The sequence below is a fragment of the Oribacterium sinus genome (genome assembly GCF_963537195.1).
GTDB lineage: Bacteria > Bacillota > Clostridia > Lachnospirales > Lachnospiraceae > Oribacterium > Oribacterium sinus_A.
The window spans coordinates 1-16,911 of record NZ_CAUTEG010000049.1 but is presented as its reverse complement, the minus strand read 5'-3'; the positions used below and the strand labels follow the sequence as shown (position 1 = coordinate 16,911).

13 protein-coding genes are annotated in these 16,911 nt (G+C 40.5%); 3 read left to right on the top strand and 10 right to left on the bottom strand.

All coding sequences use genetic code 11. The features are described from left to right. Positions 1–2: 2 nt before the first annotated feature. From RYL27_RS06900 to RYL27_RS06890, 3 genes are all read right to left on the bottom strand, one after another. Positions 3–1,292, bottom strand: a complete 1,290-nt coding sequence (locus RYL27_RS06900; protein ID WP_314966132.1) for an ATP-binding protein — start codon at positions 1,290–1,292, stop codon at positions 3–5. A 137-nt stretch (positions 1,293–1,429) separates the two neighbouring features. Further along, positions 1,430–2,581, bottom strand: a complete 1,152-nt coding sequence (locus RYL27_RS06895; RefSeq protein WP_314966131.1) for a low temperature requirement protein A — start codon at positions 2,579–2,581, stop codon at positions 1,430–1,432. Continuing rightward, positions 2,544–2,690, bottom strand: coding sequence for a hypothetical protein (locus RYL27_RS06890; protein ID WP_314731827.1), 147 nt, complete (start codon positions 2,688–2,690; stop codon positions 2,544–2,546). The genes RYL27_RS06895 and RYL27_RS06890 overlap by 38 nt, the downstream gene beginning before the upstream one ends. An 82-nt stretch (positions 2,691–2,772) precedes the next feature. Between RYL27_RS06890 and RYL27_RS06885 the strand changes: the two genes are divergently transcribed. Then, positions 2,773–4,137: an L-cysteine desulfidase family protein gene (locus RYL27_RS06885; RefSeq protein WP_314966129.1), complete on the top strand. Its 1,365-nt coding sequence runs from the start codon at positions 2,773–2,775 to the stop codon at positions 4,135–4,137. 86 nt (positions 4,138–4,223) lie between these two features. Then, positions 4,224–4,553: a thioredoxin family protein gene (locus RYL27_RS06880; protein ID WP_314966127.1), complete on the top strand. Its 330-nt coding sequence runs from the start codon at positions 4,224–4,226 to the stop codon at positions 4,551–4,553. Between the two features lie 153 nt (positions 4,554–4,706). On the opposite strand, the gene RYL27_RS06875 is transcribed toward RYL27_RS06880, so the two are convergent. The 4 genes from RYL27_RS06875 to RYL27_RS06860 are packed head-to-tail and all read right to left on the bottom strand — an operon-like array spanning position 4,707 to position 9,766. After that, entirely contained in the window at positions 4,707–6,188 is a 1,482-nt protein-coding gene (locus tag RYL27_RS06875; protein WP_314966125.1) for a glycoside hydrolase family 32 protein, read from the bottom strand. A 31-nt stretch (positions 6,189–6,219) separates the two neighbouring features. Continuing rightward, on the bottom strand, positions 6,220–7,203 hold the full coding sequence (locus tag RYL27_RS06870) for an ABC transporter permease (RefSeq protein ID WP_183684600.1): 984 nt from the start codon (positions 7,201–7,203) through the stop codon (positions 6,220–6,222). Further along, positions 7,200–8,711, bottom strand: coding sequence for a sugar ABC transporter ATP-binding protein (locus tag RYL27_RS06865; RefSeq protein WP_314833987.1), 1,512 nt, complete (start codon positions 8,709–8,711; stop codon positions 7,200–7,202). Before RYL27_RS06865 ends, RYL27_RS06870 begins: the two co-directional genes overlap by 4 nt. 41 nt (positions 8,712–8,752) lie before the next feature. Then, complete coding sequence (locus RYL27_RS06860) at positions 8,753–9,766, bottom strand: substrate-binding domain-containing protein (RefSeq protein WP_314966122.1); 1,014 nt, start codon at positions 9,764–9,766, stop codon at positions 8,753–8,755. A gap of 291 nt (positions 9,767–10,057) precedes the next feature. Between RYL27_RS06860 and RYL27_RS06855 the strand changes: the two genes are divergently transcribed. After that, positions 10,058–12,022 carry a LacI family DNA-binding transcriptional regulator gene (locus RYL27_RS06855; protein ID WP_314966120.1) on the top strand — a complete coding sequence of 655 codons (1,965 nt, stop codon included), beginning with the start codon at positions 10,058–10,060 and terminating at the stop codon, positions 12,020–12,022. Positions 12,023–12,198: 176 nt separating this feature from the next. On the opposite strand, the gene mgtA is transcribed toward RYL27_RS06855, so the two are convergent. The 3 genes from mgtA to RYL27_RS06840 all read right to left on the bottom strand — a co-directional run. Further along, complete coding sequence (gene mgtA / locus RYL27_RS06850) at positions 12,199–14,886, bottom strand: magnesium-translocating P-type ATPase (RefSeq protein WP_314966118.1); 2,688 nt, start codon at positions 14,884–14,886, stop codon at positions 12,199–12,201. Between the two features lie 133 nt (positions 14,887–15,019). Continuing rightward, positions 15,020–16,231, bottom strand: a complete 1,212-nt coding sequence (locus tag RYL27_RS06845) for a sensor histidine kinase (RefSeq protein ID WP_314966116.1) — start codon at positions 16,229–16,231, stop codon at positions 15,020–15,022. After that, positions 16,228–16,911, bottom strand: a 684-nt coding sequence (locus tag RYL27_RS06840) for a response regulator transcription factor (protein WP_314966115.1), incomplete at its 5' end; no start/stop codon positions are given. The genes RYL27_RS06840 and RYL27_RS06845, both read right to left, overlap by 4 nt.

Genomic DNA, 16,911 nt, shown 5'->3' with positions numbered 1-16,911 from the left:
TATCAAAATTCAAGACTATTTTCATTCAACATAAAGTCAAAGAGACCTATAAAAGTAATGCCTGCTTCATTTCTCCAGATAGGTGTATTGCTCCCTGAAATGATAATTTTTTTAAAGGAATCAGGAATATTTAGTAGAGATGCCTGTTCTTGCTCGATTTTTTCTTGATCCCTAAGCGCAAATGCAGACTGTATATAATAACGCCGACTGGCATGATTTACAACGAAGTCGACCTCCAACTTTTTTCTAATTTTTTTACCATTATCATCTTTTCTAACCTCTACCACACCGACATCAACATTAAATCCTCTGTAAATGAGTTCGTTATAGATGGCATTTTCCATAAGATGGGGCTCTTCAAACTGTCGGAAATTAAGTAGCGCATTTCTGAGTCCTAAATCCATATAGTAATATTTGAATGGTGTACTGATATACTTTCTTCCTTTTATATCGTAACGCTCTACCTTGGATACTAAGAAGCTTTCTTCCAAATACTTGAGATAATTTGAGATTGTCGGCATGGATATTGCTTTTTCACCACTACTCTTAAAGGTATCCGCAATTTTTTGGGGATTGGATAATGAACCTATGGCTGATGAAATGACTTTCATTAGGGATTCCATACCTGTCTTATCGAGGATAGCATACCTGTCACACAAATCACGCATATAGATTTCTCGATGTAATCTGCTTAAATAATTGCTTTTTGCCTCATCATCAGCTTCCGACAAGATATGTGGAAGGCCTCCAAAATATAAGTACTCCTGCCATGCATCCGCTTTTTCCTTTCCGCATGCGGGATAGAACTCGGAAAATGCCAAAGGCGATATACGGATCTCGTCTCCACGTCCTCTGAACTCGGTCATAATATCCGTAGATAAAAACTTAGAATTACTCCCGGTAATATAAACATCCACGTTATTTTTCCTAAGTAACGAATTCAATACACCATATAATCGAATTGGCACATCAGGATTTCTCATTTCTTCTTTCGTAATTGCATACTGGGCTTCATCAATGAACACATAATATTGCTGTGTTAAATCTGAAATCCGACTTTTTATATATTCATACAATTTATATGCATCGCAATATTTTTCAAATTCAATATCATCCAATGGGATTCTTATAATATGATTCTCCGTTATCCCTATAGACAGCAAATACTTATAATAAAGCTCAAAAAGTAAATAGGATTTTCCGCTTCGTCGAATGCCTGTAATTACTTTTATTAATCCGTTATTCTTTTTTGCAATCAGCCTGTTAAGATATCTATCTCTTTTAATTTCCATATCTCAGCTCCATTTTAGATTTTAGGTACTTGTACCACTTTTCTAAAGTATGCGTAATAGGAAAGAAATAGTCAAGAGATCATTTTAGATTTTGGGTACTTGTACCACTTTTCTAAAATGGAAAAGGTTATTTTCCATTACGGGCAAATCATTTCTTCCTGTATTTCTTTTGGAAAACGTCGAACTACGAAGGACACAAAAAGTACCGTTTCCAAAATAATCGTCAGGGTACAAAGGACTGTAATCACCGGAACATTGGACTGGAAAATGAAGGAACTGCCAAGGCCTAATAGATAAACAAGCACAAAAGGAATCATCAGTTTTTTATCCAATTTGTGGCTCTTTTTATTTAAATGCGCATTGTTAAACACACCAAGATAAAAGAGGAATAATCCTAAAAACATCATAATCTCTCGGGCAATGCCCATGGCATCATTAGCATAGTCCAGGTCAATCGTACAAAGGTTTAAACCGAACCACACAAAATAATGATTGTAAGTCAGTCCTGCCCCGCTTTGACAAGGAAGATTCTCCTCAATGGCATGGTCAAATTCCGTAATGTAGAACAAAAATAAAGCTACTACCTGAAGCATTATAATAACGGAGTAAAACGAAAATTTCTCTATTTCGAAGAAATCCGCTGCGGCTATCAGCATTTCCCCAAGGGTAATAATAGTAAGGAGTGTTAATCTTTCTATAAGGTGTGGCATATTAATGGGTACTCTAGCCATGTCTTTTCGGAAGAAGCTGGCACCCAAAATACTTAAAATAAAGCCAAAGCCGGTCAATAGGATGCGGCCGATACCGGATAAAAACAGACTGGAAATAATTCCGATCAATCGTATAAAAAGAAGCTTTTGGAAATCAAAAATCAGTTTTCGGTCCTTTTCACTATTCTTGTTTTGCGTATAAGCGTAGATATATTGCAGAAATTGTATGACAGCAATCCATAGAAGCGCCAGTGTAAAGGCTGTCCAGCTTTCCTCCATATCGGAACTGACATTTGCCGCCATAAAGACTAAAGCCGGCATTTGGAAAACCGTCATACTGATAATATGCAAAAGATTATGTTTTCCGTAGCGATTCATATACACGGTCTGCACATTCCATACGTTGATGAAACAGACAAAGACTACGATATAAATGATAATCTCTTTCCAGCTAAAGATTCCCTTATCCAGACTTTCTAAGACATGGGTAATCTTGGAAATTCCGAAGACAAAAACCAAATCATAAAACAGCTCGGTAAGATTAACTTTCTTCGCTTCTTCTATTATTTTCTCTCCCATAAATTCCCTCACTCTTCTTTGATTTTCCTGCTGCTCCTGCTTTTCCTGAAGAAACTCGGATATCGGAAAAGCAGACTGTATTATAACATGCTTTATTTTCCTTTTTCATTCTTTTTATTCATCAGATGAGACATCTATCAAGGTTCAAAAAATGCTATAATAAAAAGCAAAAGCGGGGGAGGTTTCTAAATATGCACGAATTAAGCACACTAATCAAAAAAGATATGGTTCCGGCACTGGGCGTAACAGAACCCGGGGCCATTTCCTTCTGTGTCGCAAAAGCAAAGTCCTACGCAAAGGGCGAGCTGCTTCACTTAAATGTCGCTATGAATAGCGGCATGTATAAAAATGCCTTCACCTGCGGTATTCCCAATTCCAAAGAAGTGGGAAATGTTTTTGCCGCTGCCCTTGGATATGTTGCCGGGAATCCTGATAAGGGTCTGGAGTCTCTGGCAAATGTTACGCCTGCCGACAATGTCTGTGCGCAAAGGCTTATTGATGAGGGGAAAATCACAGTGGCACTTAGCGGAATTTCCAGCCGTATTTTTATAGAAGCAACATTGGAAACAATAGAAAGCAAGGTTCTTCTTACGATTCGTGACACACATACCAATATCACGAAGATTGTAGTCAATGGAGAGACAGTGCTGGAGGCTGAAGAGAAAGATGAGGCGATAGATAGGCCGGAGGCCGGCATTACAGAATCGGACAAGACAGAAGAAGGATGCGGCATTACAGAATCGAACAAGGTAGCAGAAGGAACCGGCACTACAAAGATTCATTCCATTCACGGATATACTCTTGCCGAACTAGTAGACTATATAAATACGGTTCCCTTAAAAGAAATCGAATTCGTAAAGGATGCTTATAGAGTCAATTTAGAACTTTTCGAAGAGGCTCTCAAAAATCCCCGCACCACTTTTGCAAGACAGCTGCTGGCTATGAATGGAGGGGAAGTCATTTCCAAAGATGAGCAAATGACCGCATCCCTTCTTTGCAACGCCACAATCGAAGCCCGTGTCATCGGTTTAGACAAGCCCGCCATGAGTATCACCGGCTCCGGCGCCCACGGCATCATTGCCACCATGCCCCTGTACGGCGTTTATAAGATTCATGGCTTAAGTGAGGAAATGCTCTACCGGGCAACCATGCTGAGCTATCTCATCTGCACCTATATCAAAGAATACTCCGGAAGACTCTCCGCCTTCTGCGGATGTGCCATTGCCGCCGGTACCGGCATGGCCTGCGGTTTAGTATACTTAAAGGGTGGCACTGTGGAGCAAATGGAATACACCCTCAACAACATGGCATCTTCTATCACCGGAATGATCTGCGACGGGGGAAACCAGGGTTGTACCATGAAGGGTGTATCTGCCTGTGATGCGGCATTCCGTTCCGTGGCATTTGCCATGAAGGGCGTCCACATTGACAAAGTACACGGTATCAATGGAAATACCCCGGAAGAAACCATGCGGAATATGGGCTTAATTGCATCCCCCGGTATGGTGGGAACGGAGAAAACAATTGTAGAAATCTTTGAAGAGAAGTTAAGATAATTTGTTCTTCTGAATCAAAGCTGTATTTCACATTCGGAAAACAGAGCAGCTTTTCCTTCAGGATGATGTATGATGATGGTGAAAGTATGAGAGATGATGGTGAAAGCATGAGAAATAATGGTGAAAGTATGAGAATCGAAGTAAAACAATACGGCTCGGAGACCTGTGCGCCTTGCGTAGCAATCAGACGCAAGCTCGAGGAATGGCAGCGGGCGCATCCTACGGTGAATTATAGTTATCTCCCGATTGAAGATCATCAGGAGGAGGCGGCTCAGAAAGGGATTTTATCGGTTCCGACAGTCATAGCCGTGATTGATGGTACGGAAGTCGCACGAGAATCGGGCTACTTTAGCTTGGACAAAATGCTTGCTCGACTGGAGCGATACATGAAAATGGCGGGAGAGACAGAATTATGATCGGAGAGAACTTTGCGATGACAGGGTTCAATGAAGAGGAGTGGGCGGATAAGCCTGTATCGAACGCCCCCTCGATTCTCTCCATCTCAAACCTACACTGTATAACAACGATTTTAAAAATTCTTCGAATTATTACAATATATCAAATATATTTTATGTATAATCACACAGCGCTATATTGGCATATTCCACTTTAGAATCCTGAGCAATGATGCCAATCTCATACTCAGAGCTTCTATAAACCCTATAAGTGAAAGCAATTTCTTTTCCTATAAATACCTCAATCATATCATGATCCACAAAAATCTTTACATCAATGACCGCCCCTGTCTTGATAGAAAAAGTTTTTTCCGATACACGAAACCCATCCGGTCCGGGAGATGATGCCTCCGGAACAGCTTGGCATGACTGCTCCCAGAATGGATCAACGCCCATCGGTAAAGACAAAAGAGATACTCTTTGCATTGCTACATCAAACTCAAGAAAAAGACATTCACTGGCCTCTTTATCCGACTTTAAAAGAATTCCAAAACTATCATTTACTTCTTTAGGAATAATAGATGCATGGAAATAAAATCGTTTTTTGTCATGCATTAAAAAGCCATAACCGGTTGTTTCTAAGGCATCTAGCACTATGCTTTCTGCACCATATCTTTTGTACTCCCCTAAGACAGGAAGATAATTCCAAGGAATTGTTTTGTGAATACTTTCTGTAAACTCCTGTGGAATATCAACAAGTAGATCTCCGGTCTCGGAGAGTTTCACTTCATGAGGTATGCAGAATCGGCCACCCCAATACCATTCTCCTTTATCACTACACTGTCCCCGATCATGTGCCCATGCAAAATATATTCGTCTTCCGTTTTTATCCGTTAAAGATTTTGCTGCATAAAAACGTCTTCCTCCTATACCATCTTTTTTCATTTTTTTCCATGGACCATAAGGAGACTTAGCTGTACGATAAATTGTATTTCCAAATTCAGAAAAACGTGAATAAGATAAAATCCAAGTATCCTTCATTTTGTAAATTTCACTACATTCAGGGCAATTGGTGTGACCGGGTGAATATAAATTTCCATAGTACTCCCAAGATTCCAAATCTGTAGAGCGATACAATACAATGCATCCTCGTCTGGTCACCGGCATATCCAGTCTTCTGGCAGAAACCAGCATCCAATATTTTTTTTCATCTTCATTAAAAAATACATATGGATCTCTAAAATCTTGTTGCTCATATAGGTCTATCAGTGGTTTAATAACCGGATTTCTTGTATCCTTTTTCCAGTTTATCCCATCCTCACTATATGCATGGCAAATGGTCTGCTGATATTCAGCCTGGATACTATAGCCTGTATAAAACGCATGGTATTTGCCTTCTCCATACAGAACCGAACCTGTCCAAACTCCTGAAGCGTCCGGTTCCTTCCCTTCTCCTGGATAGATAGCTGTAGGTAGCTCTTCCCAGTGAATTAAATCCTTTGAAACAGCGTGGCTCCAAGTAGTACGCAGTCTTTCCGGATATACGGTTGTCCCCACCGGAGGTGTTAAGGAAAAAATATGATATACCCCATCGTGGTAGAATGGAATAGCATCTCCTGTCGAATCTGCGAATGACATTTTTCTAAATATCTCCATTTTTACTCCTAGTATAAATGATTTTTGTATATTATTTTCTGATGATAGCGTTTCTCTTAAACTTCTCTTTCTGAGAATCCAAAATTACAGCAGTGGCAATGATTATTCCTTTTACTATCAATTGCCAATAGGAACTCACTCCTATTAAATTTAGTCCATTGGATATTATGCCAATGACCATTGCTCCAAGTACAGTTCCGCTAATGCTTCCTTTGCCTCCCGCCATGGACGTTCCTCCAAGTACACATGCAGCGATGGCATCCATTTCATACCCGCTTCCAACGGAAGGCTGTCCTGAGTACATTCTTGAAGCAAGTACCAGACCTGCAAATGCAGAAAGTAAACCGGATAATGTGAAAACAATAATTTCAATTTTTCTGATGGGAATACCGGATAATCTTGCCGCTTCTCTGTTTCCGCCAATGGCATAGACATAAACTCCAAATCTGGTTTTTACCAGAAGAAAACTAATAACAATAATGAGCAAAATCATGTAAAGAACAGGTAGCGGAATCAAGGAAAATAGGTATCCTGTTCCAATAGATATAAAAAATCCATCTGTGATACGGGTGGACTGACCACCTGAATATACATAGGCAATTCCATTTGCAACATTCATCATTGCCATTGTGATAATGAATGACGGCACTTTAAATGTAGATACAATTACTCCGTTTATAAATCCAAATAAGACACCTAGCAAAACGCCTCCTATAATAGCAAGCTCCACCGGCAGTCCCTGATTTACAATAAACCCTACTGTTAATGTGCCACACATTGCTACTACGGCTCCTACTGTCAAATCAATGTGCCCTAAAATAATGATCAAGGTCATTCCCAGGGCAATATAGGTATTAATTGAAATTTGTCTTAAAACAGAAATAATATTTCCGGAAGTCAAAAATTTGTCAGTAGCAAGCGAAACTATAATACATAAAATAAGAAGCACCACCATGATTCCGATATTATCAGAAATAATATGGGGAACCTTACTCTTTTCTATTCTATTTCTCATGCCGATTCCCCTCCCGCAGCAAAGCGCATAATATTCTCCTGTTCTAACTCATGACTATCTAAAACTCCGGTCATAATTCCTTCTTTCAAAACACAAACCCTGTCACAAAGTTGTATGATTTCAGGCAAGTCACTGGATACTAGCAAAATTGACATACCGCCTTCTGCCAGCTCATTAATTAAGTTGTAAATCTCAAGCTTTGCATGAATATCAATGCCTCTCGTAGGTTCATCTAAAATTAGAATAGATGGCGTTGTGGCGAGCCATTTTCCAATGACTATTTTTTGTTGATTTCCTCCCGAAAGATTGGATGCCTGAGTTGACTTCACATCTAATGCTGCAGACTTAATATTTAGTCTATCAGTGTAATATTGAACTGATTCATCCATCTTATCTTTTTCCAGAAATATGCCCTTTTGATATTTATCTAGCGAAGCCAATGATAGATTAAACGAAACAGTATTTCCCAAAACTAATCCGGTTTTTTTTCGGTCTTCTGTAACAAATCCAATCCCCGCCTTAATCGCTTGCATCGGATTGAAAAAATGCACCTGTTCTCCCCTAAGAAATACTTCTCCTTTAGTAAAATGACGTGCGCCAAAAATTGACTCCATTAACTCGCTTCTTCCGGCGCCTACCAGACCGGCAAATCCCAATATCTCCCCTTTATGAAGTTGAAAGCTAATATCCGAATAATACGGTCTACAGCTCAAGTTTTTGACTTCCAGGATTATTTCATCTGATTTGCTAATTTGTTTTTTAGGAACACTAAATTCTTTTAATTCTCTTCCAACCATCATAGATATAAGCTCATCTACATCGGTTTCTCCAGTTTTCTTCGTGCCAATATAACATCCGTCTCTGATAACTGTAATACGATCTGCGATTTTAAAGATTTCTTCCATCCTATGGGATATGTAGATAATGCTAATTTTCTGTTCTTTCAGTCTTGCAATAATCTGAAATAACTGCTCAACTTCCTCAACAGATAAAGACGAACTGGGCTCATCCATTACAATGATTTTTGCCTGAAAAGAAACCGCTTTGACAATTTCAATCATTTGTTGTTGTGCAATGGTCAGTGAAGAAACCGGGGTAGTGGGAGAAATAGAAACTCCCAGGTTTTGAAGCATTTCTTCAGCTTGGATATTCATTTCTTTCCGCTTCACCCTTGAAAAGGATCCCATCAATTCTCTTCCCAGAAAAATGTTTTGTGCCACGGTTAATTGTGGCACTAAAACAATCTCCTGATGAACAATTCCGATTCCTTTCATCTCGGCATCTCTCACTCCGTGAATTTCTACCTCTTCACCTTTTATTCTAATTGTTCCCGAATCCGGTCTATATATTCCGCCAAGAATTTTTATCAATGTAGATTTACCTGCTCCATTTTCTCCCAATAGAGCATGAACCTCGCCTTCTTCCAAAGAAAGGTTAATTCCGGATAATGCATATATTCCGGAAAAACTTTTTTTAATATCTATCATTTCCAAAATGGGAGTATCCATCTTTTATAAACCTTTCAAAACTCAATCTTTAGGAACAAAGATTATTGCCAATCTTTTAATGTTTTTTCAGCTTCTTCTTTATCCACTAAATGAGAATCCAAATAAACCTTTTTCTCTGAACTCTTACCTTCTCCATTCATTGCCTCATTAAATGCATGCTCAGCAATTTGCAAAGGAACTTGTGCTGCTACAGCTGTAAAATCACCGTCTAATAATGCCTGCTTTCCTTCAGGAGATGCATCAATGCTGTATACCTCTACTTTGCCTTTTTTATTACTTGCTTTAATTGCAGCAGCAGCTCCCAATGCTGATGGATCGTTAATACAGAAAAATGCATCCAAATCAGAATTAGCAGTTAAAATATCTTCAGCTAAGCCTAAGGATTTGTCCAATGCAGCCCCGCCATCCTGTTGTGCCACAATGGTAAACTTATCCTTTTGATCTCCCAAACCTTTCATAAATCCATTCACACGGTCTACGCAGCTCTCATTTGAAGGAAAATCTAAAATGGCAATTTTTGCACCGTCTGGATGTGTACTAAGCAATTGTTTTCCAACTAACTCGCCGGCCATAAAAGCATTCGTTCCTACAAACTGAGTAACGTATTTATTCATATCTTCTTCTATTACAGCAGTATCCACATTATAGATTGGAATCTTAGCATCAGATATCTCTGCCAAGCCTGCTGTGATTCCGGAAGAGTCTACAGGAATCACAAATACGGCATCATATCCGCTATTGGCACAATCCGATAGTTGGCTAAGCTGCTTATTTAAATCATAATCAGGATCTAAACAAGTATAAGAGATACCATTTTTATCACATAATTCCTTGAATTTTGCGTCCATTGAGCTTTGGAAGCTATTGTTTAATGTGTTGGTACAGAATACAAAAGATTTCTTAGCAGTATTTTTATCAGAATTTTCTTGCGCTTTTTCAGAAACTTTAGATGACGATTCATTATTTGAATCTTGTTTTGATGAACATCCCACTAATGCTCCTAATGCCATTCCGAATACGAGACTCATAACGTACATTCTTGTTCTTTTTTTCATTTGTCATTCCTCCTTAGTGCTTTTAGATTTACGTAAATTTAATCTTGATTAAGTTTACGTCCTTGTGATATATGTAAATAGTACTAATCCACATAAATCATTGCAATATAATTATTCTACATTGCATAATTTTCGTCACAATGCAATACAAATTATATGCAAATCGCCCATAGATAGTTTTCGGAATTATTTTTTTACGTAAAACTTTAGTGGTGAGGTCAGCAAAAAATATAACACTATGCCAGATAAGAAAAGAACAAGCTCTACTAAAACAGATTGGAGATTAGGAAAATGAATTTACAGGAAATTGCTAAGAAAGCAGGGGTCTCTATAGCCACCGTTTCTCATGTTCTCAACCATACTCGTTATGTTTCTCCCAGTTTACAGCAAAAAGTAGAAGCAATTATAAAGGAATGCGGCTACCAAAGAAAATCCAAAGATCATAACTTAATCCCGGGTTCCAATTCCCAAATTTTGCTTCTTGTCCCTAATCTAAAGAATACATTTTATATCTTATTTTTTACTGAACTACATGCAATTCTTGCGAAAAGGGGATATCAGTTATTGCTTTCCATCTCTAATAATGATACTGAACTTGAAAAACAAATGATATTAAATGCCTTATCCAGCAAGAAAACTTTAGGTCTCATCATTGCTCCCTGTTCCATGGATGAGAAAAATTTTATTCCTTTGATAAAAAGCAATATTCCCTTTGTATTGATTGAAAACAATTGCAGCAGTACTTTTTGCCACAAAATTCTTTCCGATTATTCCAACGCAATCCCTCAAGCCACTTCGGCACTATTGGAAAAAGGACATAGAAACATTTTATTACTTGTCAATCAAACACCTTCCAGTACCACTGAAAATGTAATACATTATTATCAAAAAGAATTGAATGACTTTGATATATCTTTAGTACCCCATATTGCAAAGATATCATTGATGGAATCTGAGGAGTCTATTTTTTCGCAAATACGGAAAGAACTATCTCCTTCTGTTACAGCTATTATAGCTTGTGATAATCCCATAACTTCCATGCTCATGAAGGCATTGCATTTTTTTGAGATAGCCTGCCCAAAGGATATCTCCGTAATCGGTTGGGATGACCAGAGTTCATCTGATATACTTTCCTCAGATTTATCCCATATAAAACGGAATACTGCCCAGCTGGCAAAAACTTCTTTCGAAACGCTTCTCTGTCTCCATGAAGGAAAGAAAGTTGAAAATCTCCAATATATTAATGTTGATTTTCGTCCCAATAACTCCATACGTATTTTACATCAGGGTCCAAGAGGAGAAGACCCCACATCATTAGATCGAATTAGAATTTCTCAACGTGAGAAAGTACAATTAGTTACCGGAAAGTACAGAGTAGCAATTTCTTTCCACTACACCGGAACTGCATGGGCAAAATTACACCAGAAAGGAATACGAGACGAATTAGAAAAGTATGGTATCGAAATCATCTCTATTATGGATGCTCATTTTGATCCCATGCTACAAAAGATTCAATTAGAGAGTATCCAACATCAAAATCCGGATGCGGTAATTGCAATACCTGTAGACGATATAGAAACCAGTTCGGCCTTTGAGGAATTATCCAAACACACAAGAGTAATTCTCTTAAGCAATATCCCTAAAGGATTTAATAAAAATAATTATGTTTCTTGTATTTCCGTAGATGAACATGAAAATGGTTATAATATCGGGCAAATGATAGGTGATTATCTGGAAAATAAGACCATTAAGAATACTGCTCTTATTACCCACGGCGCAAATTTTTATGGTACCTCCGAGAGGGATAGCATGGTTCTTAAAACGCTTCTTACACACTATCCTTCTGTAAATGTTGTAGAACAAAAAAATTTTTACTCGATAGAGAACACTTATTCTATTTGTTCGGACTTAATTCATGCGCATCCTGAAATTTCCAGCTTATACGTGAGCTGGGATCAGCCCGCCTTGTTAGCTATTAAGGCCTTAGACAAATTAAATCGAAAAGATATTGCTGTTTTCACAACGGATCTGGATTATGAAATTGCCGAAAAAATGAAAGAAGGAATTGTTAAAGGAATCAGTACACAGCGTCCCTATGAACAAGGTCAAGCAGCAGGAAGAGTTTTGGCTAAATCTTTAGTTAGCGAAGATATCCCGAAATACATAGCCGTTCAACCATACCTCATTAGGGAAAATCAATTGAAACAAGCATGGCAAAACATATTTTTTGAAAAGTTACCAATGGAGCTGGAATAGTGCTTGCTTGGATGCGGTATAGGTCAGAAAAGGGGGTAATCTGAGCCCGCGGGTACTTGCGAAAAACGAATGTCAATGAAGTTTTTCGCTTAGTACCCCTGCAGGGCGAAGTTAGCGAGAGCGTGCCACCTTTACGACCTGTACCGCATACAAGCTTTCTTAATTTCCTTCTTGCCTTATAGCCACTCCCCATATTTCTTAATATAGAGCTTCTTCACGGTTTCAATGGTGAAGCTATAAAGTGCAAGAATAAGAAGCAAATACACAAAATACGCCATGGGCATCTCCGTAAATACCGTATTTTCCAAGTTATGGAAGAGATAGGGAATAGAGATGGCCGCAAAAATGCCCAGCGCCGAAGCCAGTGCCAGTCTGGAGTCGCACTTGGAATCCAGAATTGGTCGCTTCGAAGTGCGGATAAACTGCACAATCAGGATTTGGGAAATCAAGCCTTCTACAAACCAGCCTGTCTGGAAATAGTTCTGCATGGAAAGGCTGTTATAGCCCAAAAGGAACCAAAGCACCAGGAAAGTCATTACATCAAATACGGAGGAGATACCGCCCATCACATTCATAAAGGACACAAGGGACGCACTGTTCCACTTATGGGGTTTCTGCAGGAATTCTTCGTCCACATTGTCCCAGGGAATCGCAATCTGAGTAAAGTCATAAATCAGATTCTGAATTAAAATCTGCAGAGGCAGGATGGGCAAAAAGGGCAAGAATATCGAAGCAATCAATACGGAGAACACATTTCCAAAGTTACCGGATAATGCCATCTTCATATATTTCAGGATATTTCCGTAAATTCGCCTGCCCTCATAGATACCGTTTAAAATGACGGTTAGGCTCTTCTCCAAGAGGATAATATCCGCGCTGGCTTTCGCAACGTCTGTGGCATTGTCCACGGAAATGCCTACATCTGCATCATGAAGGCTGGGGGCGTCATTTACGCCGTCTCCCATATAGCCCACCACGTGTCCGTTTTTCCGAAGAGCATCCACCACACGCTGCTTCTGCATGGGAGAGAGACGAGCGAAAATGTCATTTTTCTCCACAACACGGGACAGCTCTTCCTCACTCATCTTTTCCAAGTCGGAGCCTGTTACCGCATTTTGCTCTCCTACCTTCATGCCCACCAGCTTACATACGTGTTCCACCACAACGGGGGCATCGCCGGATATGACCTTGACTTGCACTCCCGCATCATACAGTCCGTGAATGGCTTCCTTGGCATCCGGCTTGGGCGGATCCAGGAAGGCGATTATGCCTAGGAAGGTCATGTCGGTTTCATCTTCCGCATGGAAAACAGCAGTGTCACCCGCATTTTTCCTCTTTGCTGCAACACCGATGACATGCATTCCCTCATGATTTAGTTTCTCGGAAAGGGCATTAATCTTCTGAAGGTCTTCTTCCTGAATATCCTTGTATTCCTTCTTCACCCGAATACGGCTGCAACAGGAAAGTACGGACTCCAATGCCCCTTTGGTAATCAATACCTCATCCTGGGGCTTGGGAAGAATTTCTTCTGTCTCCTCTCCCAGATGCTCCCCACCCGGATTGGATATCACTACACTCATTCTCCGGCGCTCAAAATCATAGGGAATTTCATCGGACTTCACATAGCCCCCGGCGTATTTTTGCACATCGCTTTCCGCGCCGTAGGATAGGATGGCCCGGTCAATCAGGTTTTTTACCCCTGTAGAATAGTAGGCATTCATCCATGCATAATTCAAAACCACATAGGAATCTTCGCCATTTACATTGATATATTTCTGCAAAACCACATTGTCCATGGTAAGGGTTCCGGTCTTATCGGTGCACAGCACATCGATAGCCCCTAAGTTCTGGATGGCGGACATGTTCTTTACAATAGTCTTCTTCTTTGCCAGGAACTTCGCACCCTTGGCAAGAGTTCCGTTTACAATCATCGGTAACATTCCCGGGGTAATACCTACCGCAACGGAGATGGAAAATAAAAAGGCTTCCAGCCAGTTTTTCTTCACAAGGCCGTTAATAAGCAATACAAAAAGAACCACCACTATCATGTAGCTAATCAGGATTCTGGTTATCTTCGATAGGCTCTTATCAAAATCGGTTTCTTTCTTCTGCGTATGAATGGTGGAAGAAATCTTTCCCAGATAGGAATTCTTTCCGGTTCGTATCACCACACCGACTCCGGTGCCGGAATTCACCGTGGAACCGCCTAAGCAAAGGTTGTTCAGTTCCGCTGCATTGACCGCTCTCTGATCCACACCGGTATATTTTTCCACCGGAATAGACTCTCCCGTAAAGGCGGAAACCGAAAGGAACAGGTCTCTACTTTCCAGAAGATAGAGATCTCCGCACACGATATCTCCTGAGCCGATGAGCTGTATATCCCCGGGTACCACTTCTTCCACCGGCACTTCTCTGATTTCCGTACCGTCCTTTCCCGGAATCCGGATTCTTACCGTATCGTGCTCCATCTCCTTTAGCTTCTGCATGTCCAGATAGGAACCGTAATCCTGGGTAAATCGAATCACCGCACTCATACAGGCCAATGCCAGGATAATGACTCCGGACAGAATATCTCTCTCCACAACAAAGGTCACAACAGCCAAAACAAGGAGCACGATAATAAAAGCATCGGTAAAGCTATGAAATAAAAAATAGAATACGCCATGCTTCTGCATGGCGGAAAGGTCGTTATAGCCGTATTTCTCCAGTCTTTCTTCCCGTTCCTCGTCGCTGATTCCATTTGCTGTGCAGCCTATTTCCTGTAAAACCGAAGAAGCTTCTTTTCCGGCAATTTTCTGAAACTCTTGTTCCACACCGGCAGTCTTTATCGTAGGGTTCAATCTTTTCTCATTGTTTAAAATCATATCTTTTACCCTCCTCTACTATTTACAGGGATATCTTAGACCTTTGCACAATGCAAGTCAATTTAATATGATTTTTATTTCAGCCTGATATACTTTGTTGCTCTTCCTACAGCTTTCTCCCTTAGCAATCATTTTATCTCATCTGTATGCGGCACAAAAATCCGCCCTGACTCCCTTCTGCAAACTGCACTTTCCATCGGTGACGGCTAATCACCTGTTTTACAATTTTTAATCCTAAGCCATGCTGTCCTGTGCTGGGCTCCCATTCATAATTTTTCCGGTTCAGTCTTTCCAGAGCAGCTTTCTCTAAACCGCAACCATTATCCTCCACAGTAAGAAATATATGGCTTTTCTCGTCCTGATATAACTTGACTGTTATCTCGCATCCCTCCGGATTATGCTGCACAGCGTTGTTTAATAAATTCATCAGTGCTCTTTCCATCAGATTTTCATTAAAGCCCAGTACCAAGCCCTGCAAATCTTCCTCGATATCCAAGTTGAACTGCATCCTTTCATCCTCTGTTTGATTCCGCATTTCCGTAATCGTCTTTCGGAGAAAACGGCTCACTTGGATTTTTTCCTTTTCCAAGTTCCCATAGCCAAAAGACAGCTTACTGAAAAGATTTAAGTTCTCTACAAGGCGACGAAGACGAAGTCCCTGCTTCTCAATCCTTAGCGCGCGATTTTTGATTTCTTCCGATTCCGTGGTAGCTGCAATCATTTCCGCATTTCCCAGAACAATGGCAAGAGGCGTTCGAATATCATGGGAAACCCCGGCAATCCATTCCGTACGTTCTTCCTCCTTTTGCCTTGCTCGTTTCTTCTGTATCCATATGGGAACGGAAACAAGAATCAGCGCATTGGAGAGCAAAAAAAGCGGCAGAAACTCAATGAGATTTCGGATAACTCCCTCTTTGTATTCCAGGGTATATTTCCAAATCTGCTCTTTCTTTTGTCCGATAATCAATAAGCCTTCCGGAACCACATAGGTACGCACCGGATAATCCTCCAGATAATAACGGGTAAACTTTGCCACATCCTGTAAGGTATAGTTTTTTTGAAGCTCTTTCGGCAGGAACTCGCTCCATAGGATATTTCCTCCATTGTCGAGAAGCATGGCAAATTGCCGTGCCCCGGAGAGTTTTTCGGCTTCCTCTTCCGCTAAGCGGTACTCGTCATTTTCCTTATGTAAATGCTCCATAATCTCCTGACTGTCGGGATAATAAGGCATACCGTTTCGAGACACAAAAATTCCAAAAACCAAAAGGTCCGCAAACAGTAAAAAAATCGACAACACAGCGATAAGGGCAATCAGCTGAATTTTCCGTTCTCTATTCCCTCTCATCTTCCTATCTCCAGTTTGTAGCCAAGGCCTCTTACGGTCAGTAGAAATACGGGTTTAGATGGCTCTTTTTCTATCTTTTCCCGTAAATGCCGCATATGCACAAGCAAAGAGCTTTCCAATCCGAAGTTCCCATCCGGCCAAAGGGCATCGCAGAGGGTATCCGTGGTGACAATTTTCCCCTTATTCCGGTATAGGATAGAAAAAAGCGCCAGCTCCTTCGCCGTTAGAGAAAGCTTTTCTCCTTGTCGTATCACTGTTCCTGCATCAATAGAAACCAGCGATTCCCCAAGCTGCACGCCCTGCTCCTTCTCCTCCAAATGACAGGTTCTTCTCAGCACGGCGGCAATTCTCAGGATGAGCTCTTCCGGAAGAAACGGCTTGGTAATGTAATCATCCGCGCCCAGTCCCAAGCCATGCAAACGAGCCCTATCCTCGTCCCTTGCAGAGAGAAAAATCACCGGAACTTCGGAAAGAAGACCTTCCCGCTTTTGCTTTTTATAAAAATCAAAGCCATTGCCATCTGTCAGCATGACATCCAAAAGAATCAGCTGATAGCCATTCTCTGAAAGCTTCGCTTCCGCTTCTTTGCAAGAAGAAACGGCCTCCACCGAAAAATAGCCTTCTTTTCTTAATAGTTCCTGCAAAAGTTCTCTAAGCTCTTTCTCATCGTCCACCACCAA

What these genes read in the sequence shown, in the direction of transcription:
- RYL27_RS06870 (WP_183684600.1), bottom strand. Translation starts at nt 7,203, where the DNA reads ATGAGAAATAGAATAGAAAAGAGTAAGGTTCCCCATATTATTTCTGAT.
- RYL27_RS06845 (WP_314966116.1), bottom strand. Translation starts at nt 16,231, where the DNA reads ATGAGAGGGAATAGAGAACGGAAAATTCAGCTGATTGCCCTTATCGCT.
- RYL27_RS06890 (WP_314731827.1), bottom strand. Translation starts at nt 2,690, where the DNA reads ATGAAAAAGGAAAATAAAGCATGTTATAATACAGTCTGCTTTTCCGAT.
- RYL27_RS06885 (WP_314966129.1), top strand. Translation starts at nt 2,773, where the DNA reads ATGCACGAATTAAGCACACTAATCAAAAAAGATATGGTTCCGGCACTG.
- RYL27_RS06860 (WP_314966122.1), bottom strand. Translation starts at nt 9,766, where the DNA reads ATGAAAAAAAGAACAAGAATGTACGTTATGAGTCTCGTATTCGGAATG.
- RYL27_RS06880 (WP_314966127.1), top strand. Translation starts at nt 4,224, where the DNA reads ATGAGAGATGATGGTGAAAGCATGAGAAATAATGGTGAAAGTATGAGA.
- RYL27_RS06875 (WP_314966125.1), bottom strand. Translation starts at nt 6,188, where the DNA reads ATGGAGATATTTAGAAAAATGTCATTCGCAGATTCGACAGGAGATGCT.
- RYL27_RS06865 (WP_314833987.1), bottom strand. Translation starts at nt 8,711, where the DNA reads ATGGATACTCCCATTTTGGAAATGATAGATATTAAAAAAAGTTTTTCC.
- RYL27_RS06900 (WP_314966132.1), bottom strand. Translation starts at nt 1,292, where the DNA reads ATGGAAATTAAAAGAGATAGATATCTTAACAGGCTGATTGCAAAAAAG.
- mgtA (WP_314966118.1), bottom strand. Translation starts at nt 14,886, where the DNA reads ATGATTTTAAACAATGAGAAAAGATTGAACCCTACGATAAAGACTGCC.
- RYL27_RS06855 (WP_314966120.1), top strand. Translation starts at nt 10,058, where the DNA reads ATGAATTTACAGGAAATTGCTAAGAAAGCAGGGGTCTCTATAGCCACC.
- RYL27_RS06895 (WP_314966131.1), bottom strand. Translation starts at nt 2,581, where the DNA reads ATGGGAGAGAAAATAATAGAAGAAGCGAAGAAAGTTAATCTTACCGAG.